This window comes from Mucilaginibacter sp. P5_A4 (assembly GCF_056400605.1).
In genome coordinates, this window is the sequence record NZ_JBFUKX010000032.1 from 55,595 (window position 1) to 71,369 (window position 15,775).

Below are 15,775 nucleotides of genomic sequence, written 5' to 3' on the forward strand. Positions count from 1 at the left end.
AATTTCTGCAAAGATACAGTTTTAATATCAGATAGTATCAAATGTGCAAATATGCAGATTTTGGAATAGGGGTTCCGATATGCAGATTTGAGATTACAAGTGTGTAATGGCGTATAATTATACTGTAACCGGCTTATCATTGGCAGCTTGCTTCTTCTCTTCCCGCTCACGCAGAAAAGCGTTTAACACCAACATACCTACACCAACCATAATGGCCACATCAGCCACATTGAACACGCCGGTTTCAAAAATGCCAAAATCCATATGCACAAAATCAGTTACGCTGCCGTAAACAGCTCTATCATACAGGTTGCCTATGCCACCGGCCAAAATTGTTATAATACCTGCCTGGTTAAGCAGGTTAAGATTGGGTTTTAATAAAACATATAGTAACCCCCAAATAAGCGCCGCTCCCGGTAAAAGCGTAAGAATTATAAAACGCCATGGATTTTGCAGCGAATTGCCCAGGCTTAAAAAAGCGCCGGTATTTTCAACCCGGGTAATGGTTAAAAAATCCTTTACAACGGTGATGATGATGGAAAAATGGATATGATCCCTTACATATATCTTGGTAACTCTGTCAAAAGCAATAATCAAAGCTAAAAGCAACAATAAGCCCAATCCACGCAAAATCCTTTTCTTGTCCATCAAAATTTTATTACCGGTATTTGTTTATAACGTAACAGGAGTTACTTAATTATCAACCAAAGATATTAGGCTGACAATAGGTTTATATAAAAAAAGAGCCACCTGCTGTTATGCAGATGGCTCTTTAATATGTTTAAATTATTTTTTGTAGAATTTAAAATCCTTACCAATGAATTTTGCATTGCTGCCTAATTCTTCTTCAATACGTAGCAATTGGTTGTATTTAGCGATCCTGTCTGAACGTGAAGCCGAACCGGTTTTGATCTGACCGCAATTTAATGCTACGGCTAAATCAGCTATGGTTGCATCTTCAGTTTCGCCCGAACGGTGGCTCATTACAGATGTATAGCCATTGGTTTGCGCTAAGGTTACCGCGTTTATAGTTTCGGTTAACGAACCAATTTGGTTTACTTTTACCAGGATGGAGTTAGCAGTATCCTCGTTAATGCCACGTTGTAAACGTTTGGTGTTGGTAACAAATAAATCATCGCCTACCAACTGCACGGTTTTGCCCAGTTTTTCGGTTAACAATTTCCAGCCATCCCAATCATCCTCGGCCATACCGTCTTCAATCGAAATAACAGGATATTTGGCAACAAGCTCTGCAAGATATTCAACCTGCTCGGCACTGGTGCGGATAGCACCTTTTTCGCCTTCAAACTTGGTATAATCGTATTTGCCGTCTTTGTAAAATTCAGATGCAGCACAGTCAAAAGCGATGAAAATATCTTCGCCTGGTTTGTAACCGGCTTTAGTGATAGCTTTCAAAATGGTTTCAACACCATCTTCGGTACCTTCAAAGGTTGGTGCAAAACCACCTTCGTCGCCAACTGCGGTTGATAAACCACGGTCATGCAGAATTTTTTTCAGGTTGTGGAATACTTCGGTACCCCAACGTAACGCTTCAGAGAATGAAGGGGCCCCAACCGGCATAATCATAAATTCCTGGAAAGCAATAGGAGCATCAGAGTGAGAACCACCATTAACGATATTCATCATCGGGATAGGCAGGGTATTGGCATTTACACCACCAATGTAGCGGTATAAAGGCTGGCGGCTTTCTTGTGCTGCAGCTTTAGCAACCGCTAAAGAAACGCCTAAAATAGCGTTAGCACCAATTTTGCCTTTGTTTTCGGTGCCATCAATCTCAATCATTAATGCATCGATAGTATTTTGGTCAAAAACATCAATACCTTTTAATTCCGGAGCTAAAATATCATTTACGTTGGCAACGGCCTTTAACACGCCTTTACCCATGTATTTTGATTTATCATCATCGCGAAGTTCAACGGCCTCATGAATACCGGTTGATGCACCTGAAGGTACAGCAGCGCGGCCGAAAGCGCCATTCTCAGTTAATACTTCTACTTCAATGGTAGGGTTACCGCGCGAATCTAAAATCTGGCGGGCGTGTACGTCAATTATTAAGCTCATTTCTTTATTGTCAGATATTTGTAATTTGTAAACCGGCGGCTAAGTTAACAGCAAAAACAAGAAATCACAATTGAAATCTTGTATTTGTTATATTTCTTAATCTGTTGTGGTAGGAACACGCTCACTTTCAACCGCATTTTTACGATTGATGCGATACATTAACATAAGCATAACATTATTTTTACCGCTACTTTGCGTAAGCGTATAATTGTGCTGATTTATCCAGCCTGCCTGTAAGATCCATTTTTTATCAAACTGGTAACCCAATGCGGCAGATACACGGTTACGCTCAAAATTGGGGGCCTTGTTGTTAAAAAACACTTCGTCGAAAACGGAAATGAATAAGGTTTTGGCAACAATTTTGGTATTATTTAAAGGGATAAACATGTTTAACCTGTATCTGAAACGGTTCCGGAAATCGCCGTTTACCCAACGCTGCTCCACACGGTAACGATGTTCAAATTTAAAGCGATAGAGAAATTGATTAACTGTCATTTGCTCCCATAACCTAAACTCGTTGGTTATAGGGCCTTTGCTTAAATCGGTATAATCATATGTATGATAAGTACCGGTACCCAACAGTGCTGTAAAATTTCTATCCAGATCATAACTTATACCCGCCTTTGCCTCGTAATACTGAAACTGGGAAAATACATCATTGGTGCGGATTTGCAATTCCGAATATCCACCCCATTTATGGCTGCTATCGCCGGGCAAAACCACTGTGGCTATACCCCATGTACCAACCTTTGAATCCTGGGCCTTAACAGTTAATGGGTGTATCGCCAACAAAACAAACGCTAAAACTGTATTAATAATGATTTTAAACATAATTATAGGGTTTATGGCTGCAAAGATATTTCCCTAATGTTAGCTAAGTGTTAAATTTAATAGTGTTAATGTTAAATTAATGTTAAGCATTTGCAATATACTGCTTTGATCGCTTCGTACCGCAATGACGGCTGAATATGTATTTCCTCTTCGGAGATTCGAGGCTATAAAAGCTGTCTTGCTACTTGATACTAACTACTTGATACTCCCCTTACTCCCATTTAAACGTCTTCACCGCAACAGCATAGGTGGCAACAAACCAAATTAACAGTATCAAAAGCTGATGGGTTACATCGCCTAAACCGGCACCTTCAAAAGCTACTTTGCGCATAGCATTATTAAGATGGGTTAATGGCAATACGTTACTAACCGTCTGCAGCCATTTAGGGAATGCAGTTACCGAAAAGAATGTGCCCGACAGTAAAAACTGCGGCATGGTGATGATGTTGGAAAGCGGCGGAACAGTGCTTTCGTTTTTGGCTATGCCCGATATAATAAAACCAAAGCCCATAAATATGATAAGCCCCATGGTAGAGAGCACCAGCATATTCAACACTGTAATTATGCCGTGTATCAGCGTAAAGCCAAACAGGTAATGGCCTACCAAAATAATAAACAGTGCACCTAATAACGAGAAGGTGATACGGGCCAGCGCCTCGCCCAAAACTATACTGGAGCGCTTAACCGGTGTTGCAAAAAAACGCTTGATCACCAGTGTTAAACGAAGGCTTAAAAACACGAATGCTGTACCAAAAACGCCGCTGCTGAGGATAGAAAAACCCAACTGTCCGGGTAAAATAAAATCGATGTATTTGTATTCGCGGCCAGATACCGTGGTTTCTTTAATCTCGGCTACCGGGGGATTGCCGCCAAGCGTACTGTTATTGATATTATAGTAAATATTACTGAGTACCGACCGCAGGATATTGCCTTTTTCAACAGATGCTTTGGTATATTGTACATTGACCGTATAGGCAGGTTGAGCATTGTTTTTATGAATATCAAGCACGGCATCAATAACACCCTTTGAAAGATTGCCTTCCATATCCCCGGTTGTTTGATCCTGTATTAAATGAATAACCTTTACATTTTTAAGCGCCTGGTAAATAGAGCTTAAAGTGTCACTTGTTTTAGCCACACCCACATCAACAGTAACGCCGCCGCCACCGATATTGGCAAAAACAATAATAAATATTAAAGGGAAAGCCAATGTAAATACCACCGCCGAAGGGCTGCGCAGTATTGATCGGAAACTTGCTTTGGCAATGGCCAGGGTTGCTTTTGTATTGCTGTATTTTTTTGGGTTCATTAGTTCAATGGTTCATTAGTTCATTGGTCTTTTCTGGCGGAATCATTGGTCATTGAGTCATTGGCCTGCGGCGTCATTAAGTCATTGATTTTTAACTGCAAACTCAAAACTGCCAACTTACTCCCCCTTCAGGGGGCCGGGGGCTAACCTTCCCGCCATTCCTTACCTGTGAGGTTAATAAATACATCCTCCAGGTTTGCCAGTTTTACCTGTTTCTTACGTTCAAAGCCAGATGCCACCAGCTCATCAATAAAATGATCAGGGGTATCAATGCCGATGATACGGCCACCATCAACAAAGGCAACGCGATCGCATAATACTTCGGCTTCATCCATATAATGGGTGGTAATTACAACGGTAGTTCCCTGGTCCCGGATTTCGCGGATCAGATCCCAAAGGTTGCGGCGGGCCTGCGGATCGAGACCGGTTGTTGGTTCATCTAAAAAAATGATCCTTGGGTTATTAATAAGTGTGGTAGCAATTGAAAACCTTTGTTTTTGTCCGCCGGAAAGATCTTTGTATTTTGCTTTGGATTTATCGGTTAAGGCTACTTTCTCCAGCATCTCCATCGGGCTTTTGTCGATACCGTACAAACCCGAAAACAGGTTAATCAGCTCCGACAGGTTAAGGTTTGGATAATAACCAGCCGCCTGCAATTGTACCCCGATGCGTTGTTTAATAGGGTCTTTATCTGTTTCGATATTAAAGCCATCAACTGTTATTTCGCCCGATGTTTTTTCGCGGAGGGTTTCTATTACTTCGAGTGTAGTGGTTTTGCCCGCACCGTTGGGGCCAAGCAAGCCGAAGATCTCCCCTTCGTAAACTTCAAAACTTATGCCTTTTACGGCTGCAAAATCGCCGTAATTTTTTACCAGGTTTTTAACAGTGATAATAGGTTGCTTTGCCATAGCGTAAAAATGCATCAGAATAATGAAATAACCATGAATTATTTTTTTAAGCCTCATTCAGAGGCTTCACCCAAACCCTCCCCGGAAGGGAGGGCTTTTAAAATCAAAGTCTCCCCTACCGGGGGAGATTTAGAGGGGGCTGCTTTTTATGATTTTGGTTACGGGTTCATCGCGCTTTTTTAACAATTTTGTTCTCGGCTTCCGATTTCCCCCAGTTCCAGGTTACGTGTTTCTCTTTTTTATAACTCCTGATTTAAGTCCCTTTTGTGAGTGAGGGTTTATTTTATCAGGTGACCAATGGAATGGATGATAGATTCGGCATGTTCAACTGCCTTCATTAACAGGTGGATGATTTGTATAGCAAGTAAAGTTTTCATGATGGTTGCGATTTGTTGATTCAAAAGTGCAGACAGAATGGATTTTTAGCTATAGTTATTAGGCGAAGCGGACCAAAGTTCCGGTAAACGGCAGAAAATTACCGATGAATAAGCGGTGAAAATGGAGCGGCATCGGTAAAAATTACGAGCAGACATTAAATATTAATTAATTTACTTAAGCAATTCCAAACAACGATTGCACTGACACGATATAGTCATATAAGTTCATCACAAATGCCCCCTGGTTATAAGTATTACTTATATCTTTAGCTGCCTTATTAATATTAAATATGAAAAAAACCTTATTACTATTTCTATCCATTTTAACGTTCAACATTGCTAATGCCCAATTTAAACTCATTGCCGAAGGGCCGGTATTTAAAGAACCCGAAGAAGGATTTGCCAAAATTTTACAAATGAAGAATGGCAACACCATGTTCATTTGCATTACTGTTAAAGATGGAATAAACGTTGTTGTTTACAATCCATCCCATCAGCAAATTGCCCAAACAAATATCGAACCTGCATATGGTAAATCAGATAAAGGCGGCATCGAAGCCATTTTTGAACTTAACGGAAATGTGGTTTTGATGATAAGTAAAGCTGTTTCCAGGACACCTACTCTATATCGTCTTATTATCGATGCTCAAAACGGTACTTTAAAGGACGAGCAAAAAATTGCCGAATTGAAAAAGGTTAGCTTTTTTGAAGGTTATGCCATTGGTTTTGGCGGCGTACCTTTGCCTGATTTTTTTGTAAGGAAAGATCCCAATAGCGATAATTATGCCGTTGCGATGTTTAATAGTTTTGAATCTGAAAGAAGCAAACGGATAGAAATTGTTAGCTATGGAGCCGATAACAAAGAAACTGGACGTGCTTTTTATACCTCGCCCGAAGAAAAATACAAGTACATGCGCTATGTAGACATGGCCGTAATTGGAAGCGAAAAAGTATGCGTTTTATCTTATGCGTATAATACCAGGAACAGCGGCGGCAAAGAGAGCGAATTAATTATGGCTAACCTCGATAGAGGTTCGACTACAGTAAGCCTTACCGAACTTGGTTTTTCAAAAGATCTTATAGTTGATTATGGGATTACACGCTATGATCCTGTTGTTAAATCGTTAATTTTGATAGCGCTTGTTAAAGAAAATAAACGTGACGATGGGTATACCCCAATTTTGGCTTTTATAAATCCCTTCGAAAAGAAAATTAACCGCACGAATATTTTAACGCCGCCCGACAGGCTTAATGAATATTCAAAAAAAGGTTTCAGGGGCTTGCCGCAAAATTTGTTTATAAATGACGATGGCACATTTACAGTTGTTTCGGAAGAAATGGTGATACGTATTTCAAAGTATTCATCAAGCACCGTCATTGGCGATATAGCTGTTGTCAATTATACCAAAACAGGCGAGCCATCAAGCAATTTTCTGATTCGTAAAAGCCATATATTATATTCAAGTGGTTTAGCACCTTTTTACCTTTCGCATCGCGAGGGCCGGGCACAAACCTTGGCTAAGGGCAACCAGTTTAAATCGTTTGCTTATTTAGATGGTAAAACCAAAAGCTACATTTTATTTAATGACACCGAACGCAATAACGAAAACCAAGCGGGCGGTAGCCTGGTAGACGTGCAAGGTGTAAGCGATTGCGACGGATTTTATTATACACTTACAGGTCCCGACGCTATACTTAAAAGAGATTACGTTTTTGGTGACCCCGCCGGTAAACACGACCATAACCTGGGCTTATTCTCGATATCAGATTACGACCGTAAAAACAACATATATGTCACCCTTGAACTATCAAAAGAAAGCGGTAAAAAAGGAGTGAAAGTTGTTTGGTTACAGCCATAAATACAGGATATTATACGCAGTGCAGCGGGATTGTTCGGCTGTTAAACAACTGTAACTTACCTTTAGATTAGCTTCAACAACAATAACTTTTTTTGTTAAAGCTAATCTGAAGTGAGTTTACCTCCAATCAAGGAACTGCATTACTGCTTTTTTCGGAACTCTCTTGTGTGTTATTCAACATAAGTTGATGTAAATCTGCACATCTGAAAGGGCGCAGCCCTCTTGAACGCTAATCCTTCCCTTCCATCAACGCATATACTTCCTGGATATAAATGGCCTCATCCATAGCTGCCTGAAAATCATCCCACTCATCAATGCTGAAGGTAAATTGTACATCGTTTACCGGTGTACGCATTACCATACGCTCTTCCCCATCCGGAAACGGGAATGTATAGTTTGCGAAATCAAGCTCCTGCGTAAAATCTCTGAATTGTACAAACTGTTCGGGCGAAAAACTCAGGATAAGGTTATTATTCCATATAAAAACACAACGGCACTCCGCGCAACGGCTAATCACCGATGCGCCAACCTGGCTTAATACTTTTGCGTCGCACATAGGCATGTAATTTAAATTGGTGCCTGCCCGGTAATAAAGCCAAACAGCATTTATTGCAGAGCAGGACTTTATATTTTAAACTGATTTCTCAACGTAATCTGCAATTACTTTGCGGGCTTCGGCTTTGTTTTTCCCTGCATCCCATTTCTCTTTTGCCGATTGAGCAGCCAGTTCAAACAACCTTTCGAATAGCATTTTGCCATCTACTTTCCCTTTTAGTTTAAGGGTTCCCGGCCCGGCATAAACCTCGTCCCATACCGTGCGAACGGCTGTCCAGTAAGGTTGTTGGCCCTCCCACCATTTTTTGGCGAAAGCAAATTTGGCTTCATCGGCTTTAGTAAACTCCTCATAACCTTTTTCGCGGACCAGCAGTTTATCACCATCGGCACTGCGGATTATCTTTTGATTGTCCTGCTCAAACATCCAGCCATTGTCAGTTAAATAAATGCGGTTACCACGATGCAATACATTATAATCGCTGCGTTTGGTAAATTCACGACGAGGCAGTGGAGAATCGCATTCGCTATGCCATTCATGACGGTTATCCACATGTACCCAGGTGCCGATACTTTCATACCGCGGACTATCATCTACCTGGAAAACTTTTTGAACCCAGCGGCCTTTGGTTTCGGCAGGGCTCAGTTTTATTTTGCTCCAGGCGCTGCTTTTATCAAACCTAAGCAGGCTTGGCTCTTCATATACCCAATCCTCACGCCAGTGTTTCATTACCGAAGTATCACCAGTTACCAGGATATGTTGTATCACTATTTTTTTAGGCGATTCCTGTTCTACAACCGCCCATTCATAACCGTAAGCATGGTATTGCTGATGGTTTTTATAAGCGGTATCCGGCGAAAATGTTTCTGCATAATCAAAAGTAACTTTATAAAAACCACCCAAAGCCAATATCGCCTTACGATCCTGCTCAAACTTGGTTTGCGCACTTATTAACGTGGTTTGAAACATACCGAGCAGTGTGGCGAGGTAAAGAATTTTTTTCATGGAGAATTGTTTATTTGACCTGATATGAAGAACAGGAGCAAAGTAAAACCTTATTTAGAATAAATCCAAATAAAAATAACAATAAAAAAGGTACCCTTAATCTTACGCGGAATGTTAGTAGGTACAAAAAGGTTGCAGAATTTTCTTCTCCAAAAGGAGCGGTAAAAATCCATACCGCAATTGTCAGCTTTTAAACTTCGTGGCCTTGTTCCTTTTTATGGTACTGTGGCAAATGGTGCCAGGGTTTGGTTGGTCTATCAGCCGGGAAACCGTATTGTTCACGGTAAGCTTTTCGCTCGGCTGTAAAATGCCACCAGCGTTTACTCTCGTCCTTATGCTTAATATAGTGGGCTAATAACCGATATGAATCCTCCACACACGGATCGGCCCAGGCGCCGCAATGTCTTTCAAAAGCATTAAAAAGTTCCACAGGATCTTTATCTTCTAATTGCTTTAACGAATAATAACCTTGCTCTATCAGCTCGGTGGCAAAATTTATGCCCAATGACGGGATACTTTGAAATTCAATCAGCGCGCCTATCTCTTTCGCTCTTTGGGGCAGAGCTTTTAATATAGATGCAATTTCATCAGGCGCATATTCGGGCAACTGATTTATTCTTATCTTTTGTTTTTTTAATAATGCCTTTTCCAGGCTGGTTAGCCCCAGGTTGATATTCTTTTTCATGTGCTAAATAACTAACTTACGCAAAAAGCGAAATCTTACAGAGATCGGGTTCAAACCCATTTCTATAAATTATGAACAAATTGTTAAATAAAACAAAATAGCCATTACTTTCGTATAAAGCACTTTAACTATTTAATTGAGCTTGAAATTTACAAAACAAATCGTCACCGGTAGCACTCAAACATCGAAACTTTTGTCGATGATCTTTTTGTTGTTCATGCATCTGCAAGGGTTAGCAGCATCGCATCCCGAAGTTGACAGCATTAAAAATTTATTGACGATAGCAGCACTCCACCAAAAAAAGCCAGATACCTCTACCATTAACACGCTGAACAAGCTGGCAGCAAACTATTTTAAATCCAATCCGGATAGTGCTTACTATTATGGGCAAAAGGGCATTGAACTATCCCGAAAAATTAAGTATCGCGCGGGTATCGCTAACGGATTACTGGAAACCGGTCATGTAAATTATTTTAAAGGCAAATCGGTACAGGCCAAGCAAAACTTCGATGAAGCCATTGCGCTGTTTAAAAGCCTTAATGATAACAAGGGGCTCAGCAGATGTTATATTTCATACGGGCGCATGTACAATTTGCTCGCCGAATACAAATTGGCATTATACTATTTGGACATGGCACGTTTAATATGCCTGCGTAATAATGATGAAGCCACGTTAACCGATTGCTATAAAAATATTGGTATAACTTATTTCAGCAGGGGGCAGCTTTCAAATGCACTTGACTTTTACTACAAAGGGCTTTTTATCGCCTTGAAAAACAAATACGTTACCACCTCTGCAGAGATTTATAATAATATTGGCGTGGTGCTACAAAACATGGAAGTGTATCCAAATGCGCTTGAATATTTTAAAAAAGCTGTACAGGTATTTGAAACCACCAACAACAAGCAGGCTATAGGCACTATAGATGAAAACATTGGCGAAGTATTGCTTGCACAAGCTAAATATGATGAAGCTATAGGTTATTTATTCAAATCGATAATAATTGCTAAACAACAAGATGACAAAGACGGACTGAGTTCTGTTTATACCGATCTTGGCTTATGCTATGCACACAAAAACCAAATGAAGCTGGCAATAGCCTATCTTGATACTTCGCTGCAAATAGCAACCAGTTTTAAAATTGTATACAACCAGGCTTATGCATTAAATGGCTATGCAACTGTATATAATTTGATAAAAGATTACCAAAATGCCTATAAATATGCTATTCAAGGCGAACAATTTGCGATTAAGTTGGGTAACATATCGGTACGATCAAACGCAGCGTTACAGTTAAATAAGGCAATGGCCGGCTTAGGTAAGTTTGAAGATGCTAACCGCCTTTTAAATGAATACATTGCCCTTAAAACTCAAATTAACGATAACGAGAGCATCCAAAAGCTTACCTCTTACAATTACGAACTTGGATTTGCCGAAAAAAAACGCCAGTTAGCCCAGCAGCAACATGAACGCGACCTGATATACCAACAGAAAATAAAAAGCCAACGCCTTATAAATGCTATATTCTTAATTATTATCCTGGCAATGGTAGTTACCGTTGGCATTTATTACCGTCAAAAGCGCAAACAGCAAAAGATAAATGCACTGCTTGAAGACAGGAACCATGAAATATTGCAACAAAAAACCAATATTGATGACCAGGCCGAGAAATTAAATGACCTTAACCATTTAAAGGACCGCCTAATTTCTATTTTAGCGCATGACCTGCGCGCTCCCCTGAGCACTTTACGTGGCCTGTTTGATTTACTGCAGGATGATAGCATTAGTCACCACGAATTATTGGAGATGATACCGGGTGTACTGAAAAAGCTGGAATATACATCCGACTTTTTGGATACTCTGCTGTTTTGGATCAATAGCCAGATGGAAAACTTTGATGCTTCTGTAAAAAACTTTTCTATAAAGGAGCTGGTTAGCTTTGAAATTGATAGCTATCATGAGCAGGCCTTATTAAAAGGCATTACCCTGGTCGATAGCATCCCTAATGCCCTATCGGCCTGGGCCGATCCCAATTCCATCCGCATAGTTATCCGTAACCTAATCACCAATGCCTTAAAGTTCTCGCGCGAAAATGATATCATCGAGATCTCTGCCTGGCAGGAGGATGATCAAAAACTCACTGTAAAAGTAAAGGATACCGGGGTAGGCATGCCTGTTGAGCAGCGCGAAAAACTTTTTAAAGGTAAGGTGAACAGTAAAACCGGTACCAAAAATGAATCGGGTACCGGTATGGGCATGCTATTTTGTAAGGATTTGGTTGAACGCTGTAACGGTAAAATATGGGTTGCCAGTGAGCCGGGCGTTGGTACAGAATTTATGTTTACGGTGCCGGTGGCGGCGGTTGGTAACCCAGTGGTAGTTTAGATAACGTAGCAAAAAAGCCTTTCAAGTTTAAAACTCAAAAGGCTTTTCAAATCATTTGCCGTTCTACATGTCCGAAGTTTATTTCATCAGGTTGATAAAATCATCAAACAAGTATCTTGAATCGTGCGGACCAGGTGATGATTCAGGGTGGTATTGTACCGAGAACGCTTTTTTATCTTTTACACGGATACCTTCAATTGATTGATCGTTAAGGTTTACGTGGGTTATCTCTACCTTATCAGATGCGCGTACAGCCTCGGGCACTACACCAAAACCGTGATTTTGTGAGGTCACTTCGCAATGGTTAATGATGATATTTTTTACCGGGTGGTTTAAACCACGGTGACCATTAAACATTTTTTTGGTTGGAATATCATTGGCCAAAGCCAGCAACTGGTGACCTAAACAAATACCAAACATTGGTTTATCGGCAGCTAAAATTTCCTTTACCGTAGCAATAGCGTAAGGCATGGCCGATGGATCGCCGGGGCCGTTTGATATGAAATAGCCACTTGGCGCAAAATCTTTTTCCATTTCTTCGAACGAAGTTTTTGCGGGGAAAACCTTGGCGTATACATCCCGATCGTCAAAATTGCGCAGAATATTCTTTTTAACACCCAGGTCAAGCACGGCTACGCGGTAAGCCGCTTTCTCATCACCAAAGGTATAAGTTTCTGTAGTTGATACCTGCGATGAAAGCTCAAGGCCATCCATTGAAGGCACTTCGGCAAGTTTGGCTTTCAGTTCCTCAATATCCAAAATTTCTGAAGAAATGATGGCGTTCATCGCACCCTTATCGCGGATGTGACGAACAATCTGGCGGGTGTCTACATCAGAGATACCTACTATATTTTGCGCCTGGAAATAATCCTGGATAGATTCATTGGCCTGTTTACGGCTGTAAGCAATGTTATAATTTTTACAAACCAAACCAGAGATCTGGATATTGCCGGATTCAACTTCGTTATCGGCAATGCCATAATTACCAATGTGAGCATTGGTGGCAACCATTATTTGCCCAAAGTATGATGGGTCGGTAAAAATTTCCTGGTAGCCGGTCATGCCTGTATTAAAACAGATCTCGCCGGTTGTAGTACCAATCTTTCCGGCGGCTTTACCGTAAAAAACGGTTCCGTCGGCTAATAAAAGTACAGCCGGTAATTTGGTGAAGTAAGTCATTTAGCAAAAAAATTGAATGGATTATTAAATCGGATCGCCTGGTTCAAAGCCCCGTGAAAACTGATAGAAATATTGAAGTAAGGAACTTCCGGATTCACGGTGCAAAAGTAGAAATTTATTTCGGATTTGAGATACGGGATTTCGGATTTTTTATTTTTTTAAGTGTACCTATATAAATTACAAATCAAAATTAAATAAATCCGAAATACCAATTCCGAAATCCGAAATTAATAATTCTACCTTTGTGCTTTCTTTAATACAATTATATCTATGTCTGTAAACAAAGAAGTTAAAAGGATCACCACGCATATACTGCAGGAGATGAAAAATCGTGGCGAAAAAATTGCCATGCTTACCGCCTATGATTACTCCATGGCGGCTATTGTAGATGATGCCGGTATGGATATTATTTTGGTTGGCGATTCGGCTTCCAACGTAATGGCCGGGCACGAAACTACGCTGCCCATAACGCTTGATCAGATGATATACCATGCCTCTTCGGTGGTGCGCGCTGCAAAACGTGCGTTGGTGGTAGTCGATCTGCCCTTTGGCTCTTACCAGGGTAACTCAAAAGAAGCGCTAAATTCCTCTATCCGTATCATGAAAGAATCGGGAGCGCATGGGGTTAAAATGGAGGGTGGCGTAGAAATTGCTGAATCCGTTAGCCGCATACTTACTGCAGGTATACCCGTTATGGGGCATTTGGGTTTAACGCCTCAGTCTATTTATAAATTTGGCACATATACTGTACGTGCAAAAGAAGAAGTGGAGGCTCAAAAACTGAGAGAAGATGCTTTAAAGTTACAGGAGTTAGGCTGCTTTGCTATTGTACTGGAGAAAATACCGGCCAAACTTGCCCAGGAAGTAAGTGAAAGCGTACAGATTCCCATTATAGGTATCGGTGCCGGACAGTGCGACGGACAGGTTTTAGTGGTACATGATATGCTGGGTATTAATAACAACTTTAAACCTCGTTTTTTGCGCCAGTATGCAAATTTATACGAACAAATGAACGGAGCTTTTAAAAATTACATCAGGGATGTAAAATCGAAAAGCTTTCCGAATGATAAGGAACAGTATTAAATGGGCAGATTTCAGATGTGCAGATATGCAAATGATTTGAAATTAAAGACAAATCCGAAATCGAAAATCCCAAATCCGAAATATAAATATGGCGCGCCCGGAGTTTAATTATACAAGTTACGATATTACAGATGTAGATATCCTTTATGAGGACAACCATCTTATCGCCATAAATAAGCGTGCCGGGGATATTGTGCAGGTGGATGATACCGGTGATGAATCACTGGATGATAAGGTAAAAAAATACATCGCAAAAAAATACAATAAACCCAATGGCGCTTTCTTAGGTGTAGTACACCGGCTTGACAGGCCCGTAAGCGGTGTTATACTTTTTGCAAAAACCAGCAAAGCTTTGGAGCGCATCAATAAAATGTTCAAAGGCCGCGAAATGCACAAAACATACTATGCCGTTGTACGCAAAAAACCATATCCCGAAGCCGGGACTTTAATACATTGGCTGGTTAAAAATCCGCAGAAAAATGTAACTAAAGCTCATGATAAAGAGGTACAGGGCAGCCAACGGGCCGAACTTAGCTACAAATTGGTTGGCGAACTTAATGGCTATTACTTAATTGAGGTTGACCCCATAACCGGCAGGCCGCACCAAATAAGGGTGCAGCTTTCAACTTTGGGCACCCCTATTGTCGGCGATAATAAATACGGTTATCCGCGTGGCAGCCTGCGCAAAAGTATCTGCCTGCATGCACGTAGGTTAACCTTTATACACCCCGTTAAAAATGAACCGGTTGAAATTGTTGCCCCGGTTCCGCACGATGGTTTTTGGGAGAAGTTTGAAGGGATGATGATTGGGTAATCCGGTTAATAGGCCTGTATTAATACCTCAGTAGGAATTTTCAGGTTATTATGCAAAAGTCTTATCATTTCTAATGAAAGCTTCCTTTTTCTATTAAGTATTTCACTTGCTCTGCTTTTAAGCMCTATTACTTTTGCCAGATCATTTTGATTATAACCCATCTGATCCATCCTGAATTTTATAGCTTCAATAGGGTCCGGAAAATCAATTGGAAAATGCTCATCCTCATACTTTTCAATTAAAATCCCTAAAACTTCGAGTTCATCGCCATCTTCTGAACCTTTTTGGGCATCAAATATCAATTCAAGCCTTTCTAAAGCCTGTTGATAATCGTTTTCATTTTTTATAGGTTTTATAGTCATGATGATTAGATTTTTGTAGCGTCTATTTTATCATATTCAGAGTGAGTTCCAATAAATCTAACCCAAACCATTGGATAGTTATAGCTTATCTTCACAATTAAACGGTAATTATTTCCCTTAATATTAAATACAATTCTGTTATCCTGTAAAATACTCGCACTTGGATATTCCTTCTTAATATCGTTCGGGTGTTGCCATTCACCATTACTTGCTTCCTGGAACCAAGCCTTTAATTGTTGCTGACAGTCTGGATGTATCTCCCAAAAATCTCTAAGAAGCTGTTTAAAAATAAACGCGTCATTACTGTTTTTTCCAATTTTCTAAGTGCCATTAAACTATAGG

At 40.4% G+C, this 15,775-nt stretch carries 16 protein-coding genes; 5 read left to right on the plus strand and 11 right to left on the minus strand.

All coding sequences use genetic code 11. The features are described 5' to 3' along the window. Positions 1-117: 117 nt before the first annotated feature. The 5 genes from lspA to AC1DQW_RS18135 all read right to left on the minus strand — a co-directional run bounded on the left by lspA (position 118) and on the right by AC1DQW_RS18135 (position 5,130). A complete protein-coding gene (gene lspA / locus AC1DQW_RS18115; protein ID WP_477455368.1) occupies positions 118-648 on the minus strand; it encodes a signal peptidase II in 531 nt (176 codons plus the stop codon). Positions 649-786: 138 nt separating this feature from the next. After that, positions 787-2,082, minus strand: a complete 1,296-nt coding sequence (gene eno / locus AC1DQW_RS18120) for a phosphopyruvate hydratase (protein ID WP_477413424.1) — start codon at positions 2,080-2,082, stop codon at positions 787-789. 96 nt (positions 2,083-2,178) lie between these two features. Beyond that, positions 2,179-2,913 carry a DUF2490 domain-containing protein gene (locus AC1DQW_RS18125; protein ID WP_477455369.1) on the minus strand — a complete coding sequence of 245 codons (735 nt, stop codon included), beginning with the start codon at positions 2,911-2,913 and terminating at the stop codon, positions 2,179-2,181. A gap of 211 nt (positions 2,914-3,124) precedes the next feature. After that, positions 3,125-4,222, minus strand: a complete 1,098-nt coding sequence (locus AC1DQW_RS18130) for an ABC transporter permease (protein ID WP_477455370.1) — start codon at positions 4,220-4,222, stop codon at positions 3,125-3,127. Between the two features lie 143 nt (positions 4,223-4,365). Further along, positions 4,366-5,130: an ABC transporter ATP-binding protein gene (locus tag AC1DQW_RS18135; protein WP_477455371.1), complete on the minus strand. Its 765-nt coding sequence runs from the start codon at positions 5,128-5,130 to the stop codon at positions 4,366-4,368. A 33-nt stretch (positions 5,131-5,163) separates the two neighbouring features. Between AC1DQW_RS18135 and AC1DQW_RS18140 the strand changes: the two genes are divergently transcribed. Then, positions 5,164-5,313 carry a hypothetical protein gene (locus AC1DQW_RS18140; RefSeq protein WP_477455372.1) on the plus strand — a complete coding sequence of 50 codons (150 nt, stop codon included), beginning with the start codon at positions 5,164-5,166 and terminating at the stop codon, positions 5,311-5,313. Positions 5,314-5,797: 484 nt separating this feature from the next. Continuing rightward, positions 5,798-7,366: a hypothetical protein gene (locus AC1DQW_RS18145; protein WP_477455373.1), complete on the plus strand. Its 1,569-nt coding sequence runs from the start codon at positions 5,798-5,800 to the stop codon at positions 7,364-7,366. Positions 7,367-7,595: 229 nt separating this feature from the next. On the opposite strand, the gene AC1DQW_RS18150 is transcribed toward AC1DQW_RS18145, so the two are convergent. The 3 genes from AC1DQW_RS18150 to AC1DQW_RS18160 form a co-directional block, all read right to left on the minus strand. Further along, positions 7,596-7,922 carry a DUF6686 family protein gene (locus AC1DQW_RS18150; protein ID WP_477455374.1) on the minus strand — a complete coding sequence of 109 codons (327 nt, stop codon included), beginning with the start codon at positions 7,920-7,922 and terminating at the stop codon, positions 7,596-7,598. Positions 7,923-7,997: 75 nt separating this feature from the next. Continuing rightward, positions 7,998-8,924 carry a DUF6607 family protein gene (locus AC1DQW_RS18155; RefSeq protein WP_477455375.1) on the minus strand — a complete coding sequence of 309 codons (927 nt, stop codon included), beginning with the start codon at positions 8,922-8,924 and terminating at the stop codon, positions 7,998-8,000. Positions 8,925-9,114: 190 nt separating this feature from the next. After that, entirely contained in the window at positions 9,115-9,609 is a 495-nt protein-coding gene (locus AC1DQW_RS18160; protein ID WP_477455376.1) for a helix-hairpin-helix domain-containing protein, read from the minus strand. Between the two features lie 217 nt (positions 9,610-9,826). Here AC1DQW_RS18160 and AC1DQW_RS18165 point away from each other — a divergent pair, with 217 nt between their 5' ends. Further along, complete coding sequence (locus AC1DQW_RS18165; RefSeq protein WP_477455377.1) at positions 9,827-11,995, plus strand: ATP-binding protein; 2,169 nt, start codon at positions 9,827-9,829, stop codon at positions 11,993-11,995. Positions 11,996-12,073: 78 nt separating this feature from the next. Here AC1DQW_RS18165 and carA read toward each other — a convergent pair whose 3' ends face one another. Then, positions 12,074-13,174 (minus strand): glutamine-hydrolyzing carbamoyl-phosphate synthase small subunit, encoded by a 1,101-nt coding sequence (gene carA, locus AC1DQW_RS18170; RefSeq protein ID WP_477400786.1) that lies wholly within the window; start codon positions 13,172-13,174, stop codon positions 12,074-12,076. A gap of 270 nt (positions 13,175-13,444) precedes the next feature. Between carA and panB the strand changes: the two genes are divergently transcribed. Both panB and AC1DQW_RS18180 read left to right on the plus strand, forming a co-directional pair. Then, the gene (panB, locus tag AC1DQW_RS18175) at positions 13,445-14,257 is read left to right on the plus strand and encodes a 3-methyl-2-oxobutanoate hydroxymethyltransferase (RefSeq protein WP_477455378.1); all 813 of its coding nucleotides are present in this window, start codon (positions 13,445-13,447) and stop codon (positions 14,255-14,257) included. 88 nt (positions 14,258-14,345) lie between these two features. Beyond that, positions 14,346-15,071: an RluA family pseudouridine synthase gene (locus AC1DQW_RS18180; RefSeq protein ID WP_477400789.1), complete on the plus strand. Its 726-nt coding sequence runs from the start codon at positions 14,346-14,348 to the stop codon at positions 15,069-15,071. A gap of 5 nt (positions 15,072-15,076) precedes the next feature. On the opposite strand, the gene AC1DQW_RS18185 is transcribed toward AC1DQW_RS18180, so the two are convergent. Together AC1DQW_RS18185 and AC1DQW_RS18190 are read right to left on the minus strand one after the other, a co-directional pair. Further along, positions 15,077-15,433: a helix-turn-helix domain-containing protein gene (locus AC1DQW_RS18185; RefSeq protein ID WP_477455379.1), complete on the minus strand. Its 357-nt coding sequence runs from the start codon at positions 15,431-15,433 to the stop codon at positions 15,077-15,079. 5 nt (positions 15,434-15,438) lie between these two features. Then, positions 15,439-15,750 carry a type II toxin-antitoxin system HigB family toxin gene (locus AC1DQW_RS18190; protein WP_477455380.1) on the minus strand — a complete coding sequence of 104 codons (312 nt, stop codon included), beginning with the start codon at positions 15,748-15,750 and terminating at the stop codon, positions 15,439-15,441. Between the last annotated feature and the right edge of the window lie 25 nt (positions 15,751-15,775).

Bases quoted from the DNA above. Each gene is read 5' to 3' on its own strand.
- AC1DQW_RS18155 (WP_477455375.1), bottom strand. From the start codon at position 8,924: ATGAAAAAAATTCTTTACCTCGCCACACTGCTCGGTATGTTTCAAACC.
- AC1DQW_RS18140 (WP_477455372.1), top strand. From the start codon at position 5,164: ATGAATTATTTTTTTAAGCCTCATTCAGAGGCTTCACCCAAACCCTCC.
- AC1DQW_RS18135 (WP_477455371.1), bottom strand. From the start codon at position 5,130: ATGGCAAAGCAACCTATTATCACTGTTAAAAACCTGGTAAAAAATTAC.
- AC1DQW_RS18165 (WP_477455377.1), top strand. From the start codon at position 9,827: ATGCATCTGCAAGGGTTAGCAGCATCGCATCCCGAAGTTGACAGCATT.
- AC1DQW_RS18160 (WP_477455376.1), bottom strand. From the start codon at position 9,609: ATGAAAAAGAATATCAACCTGGGGCTAACCAGCCTGGAAAAGGCATTA.
- lspA (WP_477455368.1), bottom strand. From the start codon at position 648: ATGGACAAGAAAAGGATTTTGCGTGGATTGGGCTTATTGTTGCTTTTA.
- AC1DQW_RS18150 (WP_477455374.1), bottom strand. From the start codon at position 7,922: ATGTGCGACGCAAAAGTATTAAGCCAGGTTGGCGCATCGGTGATTAGC.
- AC1DQW_RS18145 (WP_477455373.1), top strand. From the start codon at position 5,798: ATGAAAAAAACCTTATTACTATTTCTATCCATTTTAACGTTCAACATT.
- AC1DQW_RS18180 (WP_477400789.1), top strand. From the start codon at position 14,346: ATGGCGCGCCCGGAGTTTAATTATACAAGTTACGATATTACAGATGTA.
- eno (WP_477413424.1), bottom strand. From the start codon at position 2,082: ATGAGCTTAATAATTGACGTACACGCCCGCCAGATTTTAGATTCGCGC.
- AC1DQW_RS18125 (WP_477455369.1), bottom strand. From the start codon at position 2,913: ATGTTTAAAATCATTATTAATACAGTTTTAGCGTTTGTTTTGTTGGCG.
- AC1DQW_RS18130 (WP_477455370.1), bottom strand. From the start codon at position 4,222: ATGAACCCAAAAAAATACAGCAATACAAAAGCAACCCTGGCCATTGCC.
- panB (WP_477455378.1), top strand. From the start codon at position 13,445: ATGTCTGTAAACAAAGAAGTTAAAAGGATCACCACGCATATACTGCAG.
- carA (WP_477400786.1), bottom strand. From the start codon at position 13,174: ATGACTTACTTCACCAAATTACCGGCTGTACTTTTATTAGCCGACGGA.